At 65.4% G+C, this 16,275-nt stretch carries 16 protein-coding genes; 9 read left to right on the top strand and 7 right to left on the bottom strand.

The window, feature by feature from the left end:
- Position 1: 1 nt before the first annotated feature.
- Positions 2 to 1,444 (bottom strand): efflux transporter outer membrane subunit, encoded by a 1,443-nt coding sequence (locus tag EDF56_RS11245; protein WP_132387505.1) that lies wholly within the window; start codon positions 1,442 to 1,444, stop codon positions 2 to 4.
- A 533-nt stretch (positions 1,445 to 1,977) separates the two neighbouring features.
- Between EDF56_RS11245 and EDF56_RS11250 the strand changes: the two genes are divergently transcribed.
- Positions 1,978 to 2,631 carry a Crp/Fnr family transcriptional regulator gene (locus EDF56_RS11250; RefSeq protein ID WP_132387307.1) on the top strand — a complete coding sequence of 218 codons (654 nt, stop codon included), beginning with the start codon at positions 1,978 to 1,980 and terminating at the stop codon, positions 2,629 to 2,631.
- A gap of 13 nt (positions 2,632 to 2,644) precedes the next feature.
- Here EDF56_RS11250 and EDF56_RS11255 read toward each other — a convergent pair whose 3' ends face one another.
- Entirely contained in the window at positions 2,645 to 3,532 is an 888-nt protein-coding gene (locus EDF56_RS11255) for a LysR substrate-binding domain-containing protein (protein WP_132387309.1), read from the bottom strand.
- A gap of 96 nt (positions 3,533 to 3,628) precedes the next feature.
- Here EDF56_RS11255 and EDF56_RS11260 point away from each other — a divergent pair, with 96 nt between their 5' ends.
- Genes EDF56_RS11260 through EDF56_RS11270 form a run of 3 tightly spaced genes read left to right on the top strand, consistent with a single transcriptional unit; the run spans position 3,629 to position 5,984 of the window.
- Positions 3,629 to 4,741: an S-(hydroxymethyl)glutathione dehydrogenase/class III alcohol dehydrogenase gene (locus EDF56_RS11260; protein WP_132387311.1), complete on the top strand. Its 1,113-nt coding sequence runs from the start codon at positions 3,629 to 3,631 to the stop codon at positions 4,739 to 4,741.
- Complete coding sequence (gene fghA, locus EDF56_RS11265) at positions 4,741 to 5,574, top strand: S-formylglutathione hydrolase (RefSeq protein ID WP_132387313.1); 834 nt, start codon at positions 4,741 to 4,743, stop codon at positions 5,572 to 5,574. Before EDF56_RS11260 ends, fghA begins: the two co-directional genes overlap by 1 nt.
- A complete protein-coding gene (locus tag EDF56_RS11270) occupies positions 5,571 to 5,984 on the top strand; it encodes a ketosteroid isomerase-related protein (RefSeq protein ID WP_132387315.1) in 414 nt (137 codons plus the stop codon). The genes fghA and EDF56_RS11270 overlap by 4 nt, the downstream gene beginning before the upstream one ends.
- Before the next feature lie 165 nt (positions 5,985 to 6,149).
- On the opposite strand, the gene EDF56_RS11275 is transcribed toward EDF56_RS11270, so the two are convergent.
- From EDF56_RS11275 to ligK, 3 genes are all read right to left on the bottom strand, one after another.
- Complete coding sequence (locus EDF56_RS11275; protein WP_132387317.1) at positions 6,150 to 6,638, bottom strand: GNAT family N-acetyltransferase; 489 nt, start codon at positions 6,636 to 6,638, stop codon at positions 6,150 to 6,152.
- Between the two features lie 64 nt (positions 6,639 to 6,702).
- Positions 6,703 to 7,578 (bottom strand): amidohydrolase family protein, encoded by an 876-nt coding sequence (locus EDF56_RS11280; RefSeq protein ID WP_132387319.1) that lies wholly within the window; start codon positions 7,576 to 7,578, stop codon positions 6,703 to 6,705.
- The gene (ligK, locus tag EDF56_RS11285) at positions 7,571 to 8,245 is read right to left on the bottom strand and encodes a 4-carboxy-4-hydroxy-2-oxoadipate aldolase/oxaloacetate decarboxylase (protein ID WP_132387321.1); all 675 of its coding nucleotides are present in this window, start codon (positions 8,243 to 8,245) and stop codon (positions 7,571 to 7,573) included. Before ligK ends, EDF56_RS11280 begins: the two co-directional genes overlap by 8 nt.
- A gap of 139 nt (positions 8,246 to 8,384) precedes the next feature.
- Here ligK and EDF56_RS11290 point away from each other — a divergent pair, with 139 nt between their 5' ends.
- Entirely contained in the window at positions 8,385 to 9,539 is a 1,155-nt protein-coding gene (locus tag EDF56_RS11290; RefSeq protein WP_132387323.1) for a LysR family transcriptional regulator, read from the top strand.
- Between the two features lie 112 nt (positions 9,540 to 9,651).
- Here the strand turns inward: EDF56_RS11290 and EDF56_RS11295 are convergent, their stop codons facing one another.
- Both EDF56_RS11295 and EDF56_RS11300 read right to left on the bottom strand, forming a co-directional pair.
- Positions 9,652 to 10,992 (bottom strand): MFS transporter, encoded by a 1,341-nt coding sequence (locus tag EDF56_RS11295; protein WP_132387325.1) that lies wholly within the window; start codon positions 10,990 to 10,992, stop codon positions 9,652 to 9,654.
- Between the two features lie 55 nt (positions 10,993 to 11,047).
- Positions 11,048 to 11,851, bottom strand: a complete 804-nt coding sequence (locus tag EDF56_RS11300) for a 2-keto-4-pentenoate hydratase (RefSeq protein ID WP_132387328.1) — start codon at positions 11,849 to 11,851, stop codon at positions 11,048 to 11,050.
- Positions 11,852 to 12,229: 378 nt separating this feature from the next.
- Between EDF56_RS11300 and EDF56_RS11305 the strand changes: the two genes are divergently transcribed.
- The 4 genes from EDF56_RS11305 to EDF56_RS11320 all read left to right on the top strand — a co-directional run bounded on the left by EDF56_RS11305 (position 12,230) and on the right by EDF56_RS11320 (position 16,232).
- Positions 12,230 to 13,249, top strand: coding sequence for a LacI family DNA-binding transcriptional regulator (locus EDF56_RS11305; RefSeq protein WP_132387330.1), 1,020 nt, complete (start codon positions 12,230 to 12,232; stop codon positions 13,247 to 13,249).
- A 156-nt stretch (positions 13,250 to 13,405) separates the two neighbouring features.
- The gene (kduI, locus tag EDF56_RS11310; protein ID WP_132387332.1) at positions 13,406 to 14,242 is read left to right on the top strand and encodes a 5-dehydro-4-deoxy-D-glucuronate isomerase; all 837 of its coding nucleotides are present in this window, start codon (positions 13,406 to 13,408) and stop codon (positions 14,240 to 14,242) included.
- A 209-nt stretch (positions 14,243 to 14,451) separates the two neighbouring features.
- Positions 14,452 to 15,207, top strand: a complete 756-nt coding sequence (gene kduD, locus EDF56_RS11315; RefSeq protein WP_132387334.1) for a 2-dehydro-3-deoxy-D-gluconate 5-dehydrogenase KduD — start codon at positions 14,452 to 14,454, stop codon at positions 15,205 to 15,207.
- Between the two features lie 14 nt (positions 15,208 to 15,221).
- On the top strand, positions 15,222 to 16,232 hold the full coding sequence (locus tag EDF56_RS11320) for a sugar kinase (RefSeq protein ID WP_132387336.1): 1,011 nt from the start codon (positions 15,222 to 15,224) through the stop codon (positions 16,230 to 16,232).
- Positions 16,233 to 16,275 lie beyond the last annotated feature (43 nt).

The following is a 16,275-nucleotide window of genomic DNA, read 5'->3' on the forward strand; positions in this document are numbered from 1 at the left end:
GTCACTGCCCCTCGCTGGTAGGTGTCGTGGTCTCGAATGGCTGGTTGGCCGGGAAGCCGCCGCCCAGAGCGGAATAGAGAGTAACCACGCTGGCCAGTTCGGCGCGGCGCAATTGCACCAGCGCCTGCTCGGCATCGAAAAGATCGCGCTGGGCGTCGAGCACTTCGAGATAGGCCGAACGCCCGTTATCGAAGCGCAGCTGCGCCAGTCGTGCCCGCTCGCGCTGCGCCTCCACCAGCGTGCGCGTGGTCTCTATCTGCTTGGCGAGTTGGCGGCGGCGCACCAGCGCGTCCGACACGTCGCGGAAGGCGGACTGGATGGTCTGCTCGTAGGTTGCCACCGCCTGATCGCGGCGTGCCTTGGCCACGTCGAGATTGCCCCGCAGCCGCCCGGCGTTGAAGATCGGCATGACGATCGTCGGCGCAAAGCTCCACGCGGCACTGCCGCCGCTGAACAGGCCGTCCAGCGCGGAACTGGACGTGCCGTAGGCCCCGGTCAGGCTGATATTGGGGAAGAAGGCCGCGCGCGCCGCGCCGATATTGGCATTGGCGGCGCGCAACTGGTGCTCGGCCGAAACCACGTCGGGCCGATTGACCAGCAGTTCCGAAGGCAGCCCCGGCGGCAGCGTGAATTCGGGAAAATCACCCGAGAGCCCAAGCGAACCCGGCGCGATCTGCACCGGCGCGCCCACGAGCAGCGCCAGCGCATTCCGGTTGACCTCGCGGTCCTGATCGAGCGCCTGCATCGTCGTCTGCGCCTGCGCGAGCAGGACTTGCGACTGCGCCATGTCCAGCTTGTTGCCCGATCCCACCTCGTAGCGGCGGCGCATGATCCGCAGGGTTTCCTCACGCGTGGTGATCGACTGGCGGGCAAGCTCGGCGCGTTCCTCGTACTCGCGTTCGAGCAGGTAGCCGAGCGCCACTTGCGAGACGAGATCGGTGGCGACCGCCCGCCGCGCCTCCTCGCTGGCGAGGTACTGTTCGCGCGCCGCATCGCGCAAGTTGCGCAGGCGGCCCCAGAAGTCGATCTCCCAACTGGCGCTGAGCTGGGCGGTGACCTGCTTGATGTCGGCGTACTGGTCGGTGCCCGTCACCAGCGTGCGGCCGCGCGTACCGGTGCCGACCGCGTCCAGCTGCGGGTAGAGCGAGGAACCCTCGATCCGCCACGCCGCGCGCGCCTCGGCCACGCGGGCGGCGGCCAGCCGGATGTCCCGGCTGTTGGCCAGCGCCTGCGTGATAAGTACCTGAAGCTGCGCCTCGCGGAAGAACGCCTGCCAGTCGAGCGCGGCGATGGACCGTCCCTCCGGCGCGCCCGCATAGCGATCGGGCACCGGCAGCGGCGGCTGCGTATAGGCAGGCGCGAACGAACAGGCGGAGAGGCTGAATAGAGGGACGAGCAGCGTAACGAGCACGCGGCGTCCGGGCGATCTTGGGCAGTCGGCCATGCTCAACAGCACAAAATCCCCTTCGCGCGCGATGGATTGCGGATGCAAGCGGAACTGGCATCCACGGGATCTGAGACGTGTCGATTGTTTTTATGGCTTGCGGGAAACTGTCCCGGCGACCGCACTATCCGTCTGGATAGCCAGATATTTATACGGGCCGGCCGAAGCTCCCGTCAATCTTGATAAGTTGGGAGGCGATAGCGGGATCGGCTATTGCGCACGAATACGGTTGTGACGGCGAAGTATCGCCAGCAATCGGTGCAGGCGATTCCCGGCCGAACCGCCCATTTCCGCCCCAAACTGACGCAGGCAAGAAAAAAGGCCCGGAAGCACTGGGCTTCCGGGCCAAGGAATGTGGCTGCTCTTTTCAGAGCCGCCTTCGGGTCGCACCCTCTTCCTACCTGAGGCAAAATCCACACCGTGTGACCGAAATCACGCTCCGCAGGGAATCACGACTTCCGCCCCATGGCTAAAATCGGTTAAGCGCGATCGGGTGGGTTCGGTCGCAAGGGGTGCGACGAAGGGGCTGGTTTTTGGATTCCGACGAGAAAATCGAGATTATCCGCACGATCTTTCGGTGCGACCGCCTCTCGGCCGAGAAACTCGCCCGCGTGATGATGCCCCATCGGCTTGCCGCAAGGGATATTTTGGCCCGTCAGGGCGAGGAATCGCACCATTGCTGGCTGGTGATCGACGGCGGCGTGCGAATCGAGGCTTTCGGGCTGGAAGGCCAGCGCCAGCAGCTGGCCCAGTACGGCCCCGGCGAATTCTTCGGCGCCTATCCCATGCCGACTGTCCACCGGGCGGAAATCGCCTCGCTGATGGAAACCAACCTGCTGCGGGCAGAGGCCGTGCGCATCGCCGAACTCGTGGCGGAGGATGCGCAGATCGGCGCGGGCATGGCCCGTCTGCTCGCCCGCCAGCTGGACCGCGCGCTTGACCGGATGATGGCGCGCACGACCTATTCGGCGGCGGGCCGCGTCTATGCCGAACTGCTCTCGCTGGCCGCCGGTGCCGACCGCATTGCCCCGGCACCCAAAGTGACGATGCTGGCGCTTTCGGCCAATACCACGCGCGAAACCGCCTCGCGCGCGATCGCCGCGCTGATCCGGCGCGGGATCATCAGCCGCGACGACCGCGAACTGATCATCCATGCCCCGCGCATGCTGATGGAATTGGTGTGCTGACCGTCAGCGAGTCCTAAGCGCTCGCCTCCGCCAGCCGCGCGGGGAGGTTTGCCCGCAAATGTGCTACCAGCGCGCCGACTTTGGGCGAGAGATGCCGCCGCTGCGGATAGACCGCCCAGATCGGCTCCTCCTCCGGCGCCAGTTCCGCCAAGACCGGCTCCAGCCGCCCCGCCGCGACATGATCGCCTAGGTAGAAGGCAGGCAACTGGCATAGCCCCATGCCCGCCAGCGCCGCTTCCAGCAGGGCATTGCCGCTGTTGCAGCGCCAGCGGCCTTGCGGGCGGAAAGTCTTGCCCCCGGTGAAATGCCACTGCGCCGCTGAGCCGACGAGGCATTCGTGATGCCTGAGGTCCGCCAGATCCTGCGGCCGTCCATGCGCATCGAGGTAGGCGGGCGAGGCCAGCGTCACCAGCGCGCGGCTGGCCACGCGCGTCGCAACCAGCCGGGAATCATCGAGATGGCCGGTGCGGATGGCCAGATCGTACCCCTCCGCGATCAGGTCCACGAGCGCATTGTCGAGGTCCAGCGTCACCGAGATCGCCGGATAGGCCTGCGACAGTTCGCGCACCAGCGGCGCCACGAACTTCTCGCCCAGCGCATAGGAACAGGTGACGCGCAAATGCCCGCGCGGCTCGCCTTGTGAAGTGATGGCGGCAATCGCCTCGTCCCGTTCCTCGATCAGGCGGCGGCAGGTTTCCAGGAAGATCTGGCCCGTTTCCGTCAACCGCAGGGTCCGCGTCGTGCGCAGCATCAGCTGGACCTGCAGCCGCGTTTCCAGCCGCGCCAGCGCCCGGCTCATATGCGTTACGCTGGCGCCATAGGCCTCCGCCGCCAGCGTGAAGCTGCCGTGGCGCGCCACCATCACGAACTCCTCGATCCCGTCCCACTGGCCGAGCATCATTTTCCCCATACGGTGATAATACTTTTCAGAACGGGCGCTTTATCACAGAACTCGCCGGTCCTACAAAGCGCGCCAGCAGTTCAAGGAGCATACCCCATGAAGACCCGCGCCGCCGTCGCCTTCGAGGCGAAGAAGCCGCTCGAAATCGTCGAACTCGATCTTGAAGGCCCCAAGGCGGGCGAAGTTCTGGTCGAGATCATGGCCACGGGCATCTGCCATACCGATGCCTACACGCTGGACGGTTTCGACAGCGAAGGCATCTTCCCTTCGGTGCTGGGCCACGAAGGCGCCGGCATCGTGCGCGAAGTGGGCGCGGGCGTCACTTCAGTGGTGCCGGGCGACCACGTGATCCCGCTCTACACCCCGGAATGCCGCCAGTGTAAGTCGTGCCTTTCGGGCAAGACCAACCTCTGCACCGCGATCCGCGCCACGCAGGGCAAGGGCCTGATGCCGGACGGCACCACGCGCTTTTCCTACAAGGGCCAGCCGATCTACCACTACATGGGCTGCTCGACCTTCTCGAACTTCACCGTTCTGCCCGAGATCGCGGTCGCCAAGATCCGTGAAGACGCGCCGTTCCAGTCCTCTTGCTACATCGGTTGCGGCGTCACCACCGGCGTCGGTGCGGTCATCAACACCGCCAAGGTGCAGGTGGGCGACAACGTGGTGGTCTTCGGCCTTGGCGGCATCGGCCTCAACGTGATCCAGGGCGCGCGCCTTGCCGGCGCCAACAAGATCATCGGCGTGGACATCAATCCGGACCGCGAGGAATGGGGCCGCCGCTTCGGCATGACCGACTTCCTCAACACCAAGGGCATGAGCCGCGAGGACGTGGTCGCCAAGATCGTGCTGATCACCGACGGCGGCGCGGACTACACCTTCGATGCCACCGGCAATACCGAAGTGATGCGCACCGCACTGGAAGCCTGCCATCGCGGCTGGGGCACCTCGATCATCATCGGCGTGGCCGAAGCGGGCAAGACCATCGAGACGCGCCCGTTCCAGCTCGTCACCGGCCGGAACTGGCGCGGCACCGCGTTCGGCGGGGCGAAGGGCCGTACCGATGTGCCGAAGATCGTCGACATGTACATGACCGGCAAGATCGAGATCGACCCGATGATCACCCACGTCATGGGCCTGGAAGAGATCAACACCGCGTTCGACCTGATGCACGAAGGCAAGTCGATCCGTTCGGTCGTCGTCTACTGATGGAGACGGTCTCCACCAACCGGGCTTTCGGCGGGGTGCAGGGTGTCTACACCCACGCCTCCGCCGAGACCGGCACACCGATGACCTTTTCGGTCTTCGTGCCCGAGCATGCGCCGGGCACGAAGCTGCCGGTGCTGTGGTATCTCTCGGGGCTGACCTGCACCCACGCCAACGTCACCGAAAAGGGCGAGTTCCGCCGCGCCTGTGCAGAGCATGGCGTGATCTTCGTCGCGCCGGATACAAGCCCGCGCGGCGACGATGTGCCGGACGACGAAGGCTATGACTTCGGCAAGGGCGCGGGCTTCTACGTCGATGCGACGGAGAAGCCGTGGAGCGCAAACTTCCGCATGCGCGCCTACATCGAGACCGAGCTTCCCGCCGTGATCGCCGAGCACTTCCCCGCCGACATGGCGCGGCAGGGCATTACCGGCCATTCGATGGGCGGCCACGGCGCGCTGACGATCGCGCTGCGTGATCCCAGCCGCTTCCGCTCGGTCAGCGCCTTCGCGCCGATCGTCTCGCCGTTGAACTGCCCCTGGGGCGAGAAGGCGCTGACGGGCTACATCGGTGCGGACCGTTCGGCGTGGCGTGATTACGACGCCTGCGCGCTGATCGAGGACGGCGCACGGCTGCCAGACCTGCTGGTGGATCAGGGCACGGCGGACGGCTTCCTCGAAGGCCAACTGAAGACGCACCTGCTGGAAGAGGCTTGCGCCAAGGCCGGTCAGCCTGCGACGATCCGGATGCAGGAGGGCTATGACCATTCCTACTACTTCATCTCCAGCTTCATGGCGGACCATGTGGGCTGGCATGCGGAGAGGCTGAAGGTATGAGCGCACACGACAGCATCGCCCTGATCGCGGACTACTATGACGCGTTCAACCGCCGCGACGTGGACGCGATGCTGTCGCTGCTGGCCGAGAACGTGGTGCACGAACCGAGTCAAGGCCAGCCGCGCCACGGCAAGACGGCCTTCGCCGAGTTCCTCGCGCACATGAACCGCTGCTATCGCGAGCATGTTCACGAGCCTGTAGTTCTGGCCACGCCCGATGGTTCGCACGCCTCGGCGGAGTTTCGTCTTACCGGCGAATATATCCAGACTGATGAGGGACTTCCGGAGGCTTCGGGCCAGTCCTATGCCTTGCGCGTGGGGGCGTTTTTCGACATCGAACTGGGGCGCATCGCGCGGGTTTCGAACCACTACAACCTTGCCGACTGGATCGCGCAGGTTGAGCGAGGCTGAGGCTTCGCCCGGATCACCAAACCTCACCCATAACACCCCGTCGTCCCCGCGAAGGCGGGGACCCCGCTTGTTCTTGCGGCCAAGGGAAAAGGAAGCGGTGCCCCCGCCTTCGCGGGGGCGACGTTATGTTTTGATGAATCGGAGGGAGCGAGCGAATTGCCCCCTTCAGATAGCCCGCGCCAGCATCCGCGCCTCGGGGCCGTACCCCTTCGCCGGATCGAGCAGCCCATCGCCAACCAACCCAAAACCCTGCTTTTCCCAGAACCCATGGGCATCGCCCACCGCGATCAGCACCACCCGATCCAGCCCGCGCGCACGCGCCTCGTCGAGCACGATCCGCACCGCACTGCCCGCAAGCCCCCGCCCGCGCGTGGCGGCGCCGAGCGCAAGATCATGCAGGAAATAGCAGTCGAACGGCTCGGCAAGAGCCGTCATCGGATGGTTCAATACTGGCGGTCGATCCTGCCGCCCGGGGTGCGAGACGAGATAGCCCGCAACGCGGCCCTGCTCGTCTTCCAGCACATGACAGCCTGAGGGATAGAGCCGAAAACAGGCAGCGAAGACCGCCGGGTTCTCCGGGTAGTCGAGGTGGACCGCTTCGGCCACTTCGGCCACGGCAGCCACGTCTTCCTCGCGCATTTCACGCCAGCGCATGTCCTGTCTCCCCGGAAATCGAAACCGCCGTGCGGCGCCCCGTGGTGCGCCGCACGGCGGGTAATCACAGTTCCTCGGGCCAGTAAAGCCGCATCGGGTTCGTCACCAGCAGCTTCTGCTGAAGCTCTGCCGTGGGCGCGATGCGGGGTATCATGTCCACGAGGTGGCCGTCGTCGGGGATGTTGTCCTGCATGTTCGGGTGCGGCCAGTCGGTGCCCCAGATCACGCGGTCCTGATAGTCCGCCACCAGCGGCGCCACCGCTTCGGCGAACTTGTTCCACGGGTCGTTCGTCGGGTCGAGACGGTCCGGGCAAGTGGCCTTGAACCAGATGTCGTCCCGGCTGTCGAGCAGCGTGCGGAACGCCTTCATGTCCACGCCGTCCGGCCCCTGCGTCACGTCCGGGCGGCCCATGTGGTCGATGACGACCGGCACCGGAATCGCATCGATGAAAGGGCGCATTTCCTCAAGGATATCCGCCTCGAAGTAGATCACCACGTGCCAGCCTTCGGGCAGGCGGCTGGCGACTTCGAGGAACTTGTCCTTCGGCGCATCGTCGACAAGGCGCTTCAGGAAGTTGAAGCGGATGCCGCGAATGCCGCCTTCATGCAGCTTGGCGAGGTCCGCATCCGAGATCGCCGGATCGACCACCGCAACGCCGCGCGCCTTGCCGTTCGACTTGGCGATGGCGTCCAGCGTCGCGGCATTGTCGGTGCCGTGGCAGCTGGCCTGCACGATCACGTTGCGGGCGAAACCCAGGTGATCGCGCAGAGCGAACAGCATGTCCGGACCGGCATCTTCGGGCAGGTACTTCGCCTTGGCGCTGAACGGGAACTGCGCCATCGGGCCGAACACATGGCAATGCGCATCCACCGCGCCGGCGGGCGGCGTGTAGAGCGGCTTGCTGGGCGCCGAGTGCCAGGAGGTGATCCGCTCAGACATACTTGAGGCCTTCCTTCTCCAGGCGCTCGCGCATCTTGTACATGTCGAGGCCGAGCACGCCGGCGGCCAGCTTCTCGCGCTTTTCGCCTTCGTTGGCTTCGCGGGCCTGCGCGGCGGCGAGCACTTCGGCAGCCTTTTCGCGCGGCACCACGACCACGCCGTCATCGTCGGCCACGATCACGTCGCCCGGGCGCACGGCGGCATTGGCGCAGACGACCGGCACATTGACGGAACCTACCGTGTTCTTGACGGTACCTTGCGCGCAGACGGCCTTGGACCAGACGGGGAACTGCATCTCGGTCAGATCGCGCACGTCGCGCACGCCGGCATCGATCACCAGACCACGGCAACCCCGCGCGATCGCGCTGGTGGCGAGCAGGTCTCCGAAGTAGCCGTCCTCGCAAGGCGACGTCGGCGCGAGCAGCAGGATGTCGCCTTCCTTGAGCTGTTCGATGGCGACATGGACCATCCAGTTGTCGCCCGGAGGCGCGCTGATCGTCACCGCCGAGCCGGCAATGCGGGCGCCGTGATAGATCGGGCGCATGTAGCTGGCGAGCAGGCCAGTGCGGCCCTGCGCTTCGTGGACCGTGGCGACGCCGCACTGGGCAAGGCCGTCGATCACTGCGGGATCGGCACGTTCGATGTTCTGGACGACGATGCCACTCATGACCTGCTCTCCTTCGATCTTTGGATTCGGCCAGCGCGATCTGGCGGGCCGGTTCGGGCGATCCTGTCTTGGCCCTGCCCCTGTTCAAGGGGAAAGAGAAACTTTGGACACGTCATAGGATTTAGCTAAGAACGATGCCATGGATATCTGGAGTCTCAACCTTCGACACTTGCGAGCTGTCGCAAAAATCGCGGAATTGGGCACGGTCAATGCGGCTGCCCTGGCAGTTAATCTAAGTCAGCCGGCCATAACACAGGCGTTGGCCCGGCTCGAGTCGCAGATCGGCCTGCCGCTGTTCGAGCGCCGTCACGACGGCATGGTGCCCACCCGCGCCGGAGAGATCCTGGCCCCGCGCATCGATGCCGCGCTCGATCATGTGAACAGTCCGCACGTCACCATGTCGCGCCTGCGCGCGCTGCTGGCGTTGGTGGAGACCGGCTCCTATGCCGGAGCCGGGCAGGAAACCGGGCTGTCGCTCCCCTCGATTCACCGCGCGGTCAATGACTTGTCGTTGGCGCTGCGCCGCCCGCTGGTGGTGCGCCGGGGCAAGTTCGTCATCACTACCGAGGCGGGCACCCAGCTCGCCCGCGAGTTCCGGCTTGCCAAAGTGGAGCTGGAAGCGGGCCTGTCCGAGGTCGCCGCGCTGCGCGGGGTGGAGACGCGGCATATCGCGGTGGGCGCGATGCCGCTCTCCCGCGCGCGCGTCCTGCCTGCCGCCGTGGCGCGGTTTCTCGCGCGCCGTCCGCATGTGAAGCTGACCATCATCGAAGGCTCGCGCGCCGAACTGGTGGAGCCGCTGCGCGGCGGCGTGCTGGACCTGATGGTGGGCGCGCTGCGCGATCCGCTGATCGAGCCAGATCTGGTCCAGAGCCCGCTGTTCGAAGACCGGCCCGCCGTCTACGGCCGCAAAGGCCATCCGCTGGAGGGCACCGATCCCACCCCCGCCGACCTTGCCCGCTATCCCTTCACGCTGCCGCCGCTGGGCACGCCGCTGCGCGATTCCTTCGAGCGCTATTTCGAGGGGCACGGCCTGCCGCACCCCAAGGTCCCGGTGGAATCGGGCTCGGTGATGATGATCCGGCAAGTGATGATGGGCGGCGATTTCCTCACCGTGCTCTCACCCGATCAGGTGACGGTGGAACTGGAAGCAGGCTGGCTCTGCGAACTGGCGCGGCTGCCGGAGAATTTCACGCGCCTGATCGGCATGACCACCCGCGCCTCGCTGCGACCGACCGAAGTGCAGGCCGAATTCATCGCCGATCTCGAATGGGCGGCGAAGCGGGTGAAGGACTGACCTTCACTCGCTTCGTTTTTGTTTGCCGCATTTTCCGAGCCGTCAGGTGATTCCACCTGACTTGAAAATGCTGCGGAGCGAGTGAAGGACTAACCTCCACCCGCTTACCACGTCAAACCTGCGCCGGAGCCAGCTTCGGGCTGAGCAGATGCACCACCAGCAGCGCCGCCAGATAGGCGCTCGCGCAAATCGCGAAGAGCACTTCGTAGCTGTGCGTGGCGTCGAGGATGTATCCCGCGAACAGCGCCATGCCCATGCCGCCGAACGCGCCCACGGTGCCGCCGATGCCGACCACCGAACCCACCGCGCCGCGCGGGAACATGTCCGACGGCAGGGTGTAGAGATTGGCCGAGAAAGCCTGATGCGCGGCCGTGGCAAGACCGATGATGAGCACAGCGGTCCAGACACTGTCGATCGACTGCGCGAACCAGATCGGCAGCACGCAGATCGCGCAGATCAGCATCGTCACCTTGCGGGCGAAGTTGGGCGTGCGCCCCGCCTTGATGAGCTTGGAGGACAGCCAGCCGCCACCCACGCTGCCAAGGTCGGAAATCAGGTAGATCCCCGCCAGCGGCAGGCCGAAGGTCTTGAGATCGAGGTGATAGCGCTCGAACAGGTAGCCCGGCAGCCAGAACAGAAAGAACCACCAGATCGGGTCGATCAGGAACTTGCCGAGCGCATAGGCCCAGGTTTCCTTGACGGTGAGCAGACGGGTCCAGCCGATCTTCTCGACCGGGTCGGCCGGGTCCTGCTGGATCCATGCCAGTTCGCCGGGGGTGACGCGGCCGTGCTCGCTGGGGTGGCGGTAGACAAGGTACCAGGCCCCGAGCCAGGCGATGCCGAAGATGCCGGTGACGAAGAAGGCCACGCGCCAGTCGAACCACAGCACCAGCAGCGGCACCAGCAGCGGCGTGATGATCGCGCCGACATTGGCGCCGGCATTGAACAGGCCGATCGCGAAAGCGCGTTCCTTCTGCGGGAACCAGTCGGTCACCGCGCGGATGCCCGCCGGGAAATTGCCCGATTCGCCAATGCCGAGGCCGAAGCGCGCAGCGGCGAAGGAGACGATGCCGGTAGCAAAGCCGTGGGCCATGTGGCTCACCGTCCAGATGACGATGGCGATGGTATAGCCCAGCCGCGCGCCCACCACGTCGACCACTTTGCCGAATGAGAGATAGCCGATGGCGTAGGCAAGCTGGAACCAGAAGACGATCCCGGCGAAATCGGATTCGCTCCAGTGGAACTCCGCCGCCAGCGTCGGCTTGAGCACGCCGATCATCTGGCGGTCGACATAGTTGATCGCCGTTGCCGCGAAGAGCAGCGCCACGATCGTCCAGCGATAGCGGCCCGCGCCGGGGTGAAGGCCGACCGGGTCCGGCCTCGGGCCCGCGTGGCCTCCTACCGGTGGCGGCGCATGATCACCGCCCGCCTGCCCTGCGATACCTGCATCCATTGATCCTGCTCCCATTTCGGCGGCGTTCTTTTCGTGCCTGCCGATCGCTGTCTGCTCAGGCCGGCACCGCTGCAACGATGATGCTGGCCACCGTTCCCTGTCCGGCGAAATGCGCAAGAACGCCCTGCCCCGGCACGACCGGATGAACCCCGGTAACCGCCCCGGTCGAAACCCAGGTGCCGCCGCTGCAATCGATCCCGCGCGCCGAAAGGTTGGCGAGCAGGAAGCGCACCGCACCCAGCGGCCCGTCGAGCATGGTGGCGGTAGTCGCCTCGCCGATCAAGGCGCCATCGATCTCGACCCGCACGGAAATCGCATTGAAATCCGCATCTTCCCAACCTTCGAGGACCGGGCCGATGACCATGCCGGCATTGTTGCCGAAGTCCGAGATCGTCACCGGCGGGCCATCGGCATTGATGCCGGGATAGGGCGAGCTGGCGATCTCGATGCCGATGTGCACCGCGTCGAGCACGGCAAGCGTACCCGCATCGTCGGCCGGAACCACGCCGTTCCAGCCGGGCGCGACATGCAGCAGGAACTCCGCCTCGGCAGCGGCGAAACCGTCTGCGAAGACGGGCATTTCCGGCGCTTCGCCAGCGAATGCCTCAACCACGCTGTCCGCGAAGATCGGCCCGGCCAGACGCTCGGCGCCCAGACGCGCATCGTCGGGCGCGTTGATCTTGCCGACTTTCCAGCCGACCACCTCGCGCCCGTCGAACGCCAGCGCGGCGCCCTGGATCGCATAGGCCGCATCGAGATCGGAAGGCGCCTCGCCGGGATAGGTCGCCAGCGCGCGCTTTTCGCGCCGCGCGGTTACAAATGCCTCTGCGATCGATTTCGCCTGCTCGGTCAAACTCATCCCTCCACCTTCGTTCCGGCTATAGCCATCGTTTTCCGACCCCATATCCAATTGCTCGCATCGCTATCGGAAAATCGGGCTATAGGAAACCGGTGTCATACGCAAATCCAAATAGGGCTTCCGGATCCCTGCCCGGCCTGTCCTCGCCAACAATGGATGCGAATGCCGGAAGGAATCCCCGGCGCCATCGGCAGGGTGATCTATCCGGGCTTTCCTGTTTCGGAAACCGGTGTCATCTTGCCTCCCGGTCAATCAGAAGGCAAGCAGATGGCGAAAAGGCCACTTGAGAACACGGAAGCAAGCGAGCAAGGGTCCATTCGGGGATCAGACTTGGCGTCTGGACCACGGTCTGAAACGCGGGTTGGGATGCCGAATGGAATGAAGCGCGACGCCAAGCCCACGATCAACGATGTCGCGCGCCTTTCCGGCGTTTCGAAAAAGACCGTCAGCCGGGTCATCAACAAGTCCCCCCTGCTCAACCAGACCACGCGGGAAAAGGTGGAGGCGGTCATTGCCGATCTGGGCTACGTGCCCAATCCGCAGGCCCGCGCCCTTGCCCTGCGCCGCAATTTCCTGATCGGCCTGATCCACGACAACCCTAACGCGCAGATGGTGCTGGGCGTGCAGGAGGGCATTCTCCAGACCATCCGCGATACCGAATTCGCGCTGGTGGTCCGCCCGGTGGACCGCCATTCGCCCACGCTGATGGAAGATATCCGCCACTTCATCGAACAGCAGCGGCTCTATGGCGTGCTGCTGCTGCCGCCGATTTCGGAAAACGACGGGCTGGCGGAAGTCTGCCGTGACCTCGGCTGTACGCTGGTGCGCATGGGTTCGGCCCGGCTCGATGACGATGCCCACCTGGTGGCCTCGAACGACCGGCAGGCTGTGCGAGAGGCCGTGGCCTGGCTGGCCGGGCTCGGCCATAAGCGGATCGGCTTCATCGCGGGCCCGGCGGGTTTCCGATCGGCCTTCGAACGCGAACAGGGCTTTATCGAGGGGCTGGCCGAGGCAGGCCTAGCACCCGACGCCGCGCTCGCCGTGCGCGGAGACTACAAGTTCGAATCGGGATACGAGGCCGGGCAGCGCCTGCTGGATGCCTCCCCCCGCCCCACCGCCGTCTTCTCCAGCAACGACGAGATGGCGGCCGGGTTGCTCCACGCCGCGCGCGAACGCGGGATCGACGTGCCCACCCAGCTTTCCATCATCGGCTTCGACGATACCGCCATCGCCGCGCATATCTGGCCGCCACTCACCACCGTCCGCTGGCCGATCGTGCCGATGGCCGCCGCTGCCGCGCACAAGCTGATCGATCCGGAAGGTGCATTCACGCGCCAGTCGCTGTTCCTTTCGGATCTCGTGCGCCGCGCCTCGGTCACCGCGCCGGGCTCTTCCTGAGCCGCTCCCGGCAAAAACCGCGTCAACCGGATTTTACCCACGCCAAAATGGTCTTCACTTGTCGTTGACACCGGTTACCAAAACCGGATAGGTCTTGACCAAACAGGAGGGAAATGTCCCTCTATACGGAACTGAATTCCAAAAGGGAGAGCCATCGTGTTCTGCAAGACCTACCACGCCACCCATCCGGACATGATGGAGTGCGTCTCCAACGAGGAACTGCGCGACCGCTACCTCGTCACCGGCATGTTCGAGGACGGCAAGGTCAACCTCAACTATTCGCACAACGAACGCTTCGTGATCGGCGGCGCGGTGCCTTCGCAGGGTCCGCTGAAGCTGCCCGCGCAGACCGTTCCCAAGAGCGCGGAAGGCAAGCCCTTCCTCGAACGCCGCGAAGCCGGCATCACCAATATCGGCGGCCCCGGCGCGATCACGGTCGATGGCCAGCGCTTCGAAGTGGGCAACAAGGAATGCCTCTACGTGCCGATGGGCTCGGACGAGGTGATTTTCGAGGGTGAGACCGCGCGGTTCTACATCGCCTCGGTCCCGGCGCATAAGGCCTGCCCGATCAAGCTGATCACGCTGGCCGAAGCCAACCCGCTGGCGCGCGGCGACCTTGCCAATTCGAACCAGCGCACGATCTACCAGCTCGTGATCCCCGGCGTGTGCGAGAGCGCGCAGCTGCTGCTGGGCCTTACCGTGCTGGAAGAAGGTTCGGTGTGGAACACCATGCCGCCGCACCTCCACGACCGCCGCAGCGAGATCTACCTCTACTTCGAACTGCCCGAAGAGAACGACCGCATCTTCCACTACATGGGCGAGCCCGAGCAGATGCGCCACATCGTGATCGCCAACGAAGAGGCCGTGATCAGCCCGCCGTGGTCGATCCACATGGGTTCGGGCACCAAGAAGTACGCGTTCATCTGGGCCATGGGCGGGGAAAACCTCGACTATACCGACATGAACGTGCTGGATATCTGCCAGCTTCAGTAAGAACGCGACCGCTTCAACCGCCCTTAATCCCTTCCGCCTCCGTTCGTCATTGCGAGGAGCGTAGCGACGAAGCAATCCAGAGCCGCGTAAACCGCCTCTGGATTGCTTCGCTACGCTCGCAATGACGAAGCTGGGGAACCGAACGTCCGGGTTAAGGTCGCACAAGACCGATCCTTTTTTGGTCGGTCAGATTGGGACAGGACAGACTTATGGCGATTTCCTTCAGCCTCGCAGGCAAGGCCGCGCTGGTGACCGGCGCGAACACCGGAATCGGGCAGGCCATTGCCGTGGCGCTTGCCGAAGCGGGCGCCGACGTCGCCCTCGCCGGCCGCAGCGAGCCCACCGAAACGATTGCGCTCATCGAAGCAACCGGGCGCAAGTGCGTGAACATCAAGGCCGATCTTTCCTCGATCGAGCCCGTCCAGCGGGTGATCGACGAGGCAGTTGCCGGCCTCGGCAAAGTGGACATTCTGGTCAACAACGCCGGGATCATCCGCCGTGACGACTTGCTCCAGTTCTCAGAGGAAGACTGGGACGCGGTGATGGACACCAACCTCAAGACGCTGTTCTTCCTCAGCCAGGCCGCGGCGAAAGGCATGGTCGAAAGAGGTGGCGGGAAGATCGTCAACATCGCCTCGCTGCTCACCTTCCAGGGCGGCATCCGCGTGCCGAGCTATGCGGCGGCGAAGTCGGGCGTCGGCGGCGTCACCAAGGCCATGGCCAACGAACTCGCGCCCAAGGGCGTGCAGGTCAACGCCATCGCGCCGGGGTATATCTCCACCAACAACACCGCCGCCCTGCAAGGCGACGAGACGCGCAACCGCCAGATTCTGGAGCGAATCCCGACCGGCCGATGGGGCGATCCCAAGGATATCGCCGGTGCTGCCGTGTTCCTTGCCTCACCCGCGTCTGATTATGTAACAGGCCACGTGCTCGCCGTGGACGGCGGGTGGCTCGCGCGCTGAGGAATTTCTAGACTATGACTGGCCACGTTACCTGTTTCGGCGAAGTGTTGATCCGTTTCGCTACCCATGACGCACGGCTGGTCGTCCAGTCCGACTCGCTCGACATGGTTGTCGGCGGGGCGGAAGCCAATGTCGCCTCGGGGCTGGCCTCGCTGGGGCATCAGGTCCGCATGGTCTCGCGCCTGCCCGCCAACCCGCTGGGCGACAAGGCCCGTGCGGCCTTGGGCGCGGCGGGTGTCGGGCTTTCCGGCGTTACCACCGGGCCGGGCCGCATGGGGCTCTATTTCCTCGAAACCGGCGCCGGGCTGCGGCCTTCGGCCATCACTTACGACCGCGCGGGCAGCGCCTTTGCGCAGTCCTCGGTGGAGGACTTCGATCTGGCCGCCGCGCTGAACGGCGCGAAGCTGCTGCACCTTTCCGGCATCACGCCGGCGCTCGGACCGGGCGGCGTGGAACTCGCCAAGGCGGCGGTCCGCGCGGCGCAGGCGGCGGGCGTGCCGATCTGCTTCGACGGCAATTACCGCGCACTGCTCTGGGAAAGCTGGGACAGCGATCCCTGCACCGTGCTGAACGAGCTGGTCGGCGCGGCCACGGTGATGATCGGCAACCACCGCGACATCTCGCTGCTGCTGGGCAAGACGTTCTCCGGTGACGGTTCCGACCGCCGCCGCGAAGCTGCCGAGGCCGCCTTCGCCGCGTTCCCCAACCTGCAAGTGATCGCCTCGACCGCGCGGCACGTGGTCAATGCGGGTCACCACCGCATCGCCGCCCGCGTCGACGGGCGCGATGACGCGGTGCAGACTGCCGAGGCCGACGTGACCGACATCGTCGACCGCATCGGCACCGGCGATGCCTTCGCGGCGGGCGTGCTGCACCAGTGGTTGGAAGGCGGCGACCTTGCCGCCATGGCACACTCCGGGCTCGCCTACACCGTGCTCAAGCATTCGCTGCACGGCGATATGAGCCTGATCGGCAAGGCGGAACTGGAAGCGTTCTCGATCGCCGGAGGCGATGTAAGGCGCTGATTTTCTGAAATAAGAACGACCTGCTGAAACGCCGCCCCGGATG

The sequence above is a fragment of the Novosphingobium sp. PhB165 genome (assembly GCF_004341845.1).
GTDB lineage: Bacteria > Pseudomonadota > Alphaproteobacteria > Sphingomonadales > Sphingomonadaceae > Novosphingobium.

Coding starts and splice junctions, on each gene's coding strand:
- EDF56_RS11320 (WP_132387336.1), top strand. CDS start 15,222: ATGACTGGCCACGTTACCTGTTTCGGCGAAGTGTTGATCCGTTTCGCT.
- EDF56_RS11305 (WP_132387330.1), top strand. CDS start 12,230: ATGAAGCGCGACGCCAAGCCCACGATCAACGATGTCGCGCGCCTTTCC.
- EDF56_RS11245 (WP_132387505.1), bottom strand. CDS start 1,444: ATGGCCGACTGCCCAAGATCGCCCGGACGCCGCGTGCTCGTTACGCTG.
- kduD (WP_132387334.1), top strand. CDS start 14,452: ATGGCGATTTCCTTCAGCCTCGCAGGCAAGGCCGCGCTGGTGACCGGC.
- EDF56_RS11300 (WP_132387328.1), bottom strand. CDS start 11,851: ATGAGTTTGACCGAGCAGGCGAAATCGATCGCAGAGGCATTTGTAACC.
- EDF56_RS11270 (WP_132387315.1), top strand. CDS start 5,571: ATGAGCGCACACGACAGCATCGCCCTGATCGCGGACTACTATGACGCG.
- ligK (WP_132387321.1), bottom strand. CDS start 8,245: ATGAGTGGCATCGTCGTCCAGAACATCGAACGTGCCGATCCCGCAGTG.
- EDF56_RS11255 (WP_132387309.1), bottom strand. CDS start 3,532: ATGATGCTCGGCCAGTGGGACGGGATCGAGGAGTTCGTGATGGTGGCG.
- EDF56_RS11260 (WP_132387311.1), top strand. CDS start 3,629: ATGAAGACCCGCGCCGCCGTCGCCTTCGAGGCGAAGAAGCCGCTCGAA.
- EDF56_RS11275 (WP_132387317.1), bottom strand. CDS start 6,638: ATGCGCTGGCGTGAAATGCGCGAGGAAGACGTGGCTGCCGTGGCCGAA.
- EDF56_RS11280 (WP_132387319.1), bottom strand. CDS start 7,578: ATGTCTGAGCGGATCACCTCCTGGCACTCGGCGCCCAGCAAGCCGCTC.
- EDF56_RS11290 (WP_132387323.1), top strand. CDS start 8,385: ATGGATATCTGGAGTCTCAACCTTCGACACTTGCGAGCTGTCGCAAAA.
- fghA (WP_132387313.1), top strand. CDS start 4,741: ATGGAGACGGTCTCCACCAACCGGGCTTTCGGCGGGGTGCAGGGTGTC.
- EDF56_RS11295 (WP_132387325.1), bottom strand. CDS start 10,992: ATGGATGCAGGTATCGCAGGGCAGGCGGGCGGTGATCATGCGCCGCCA.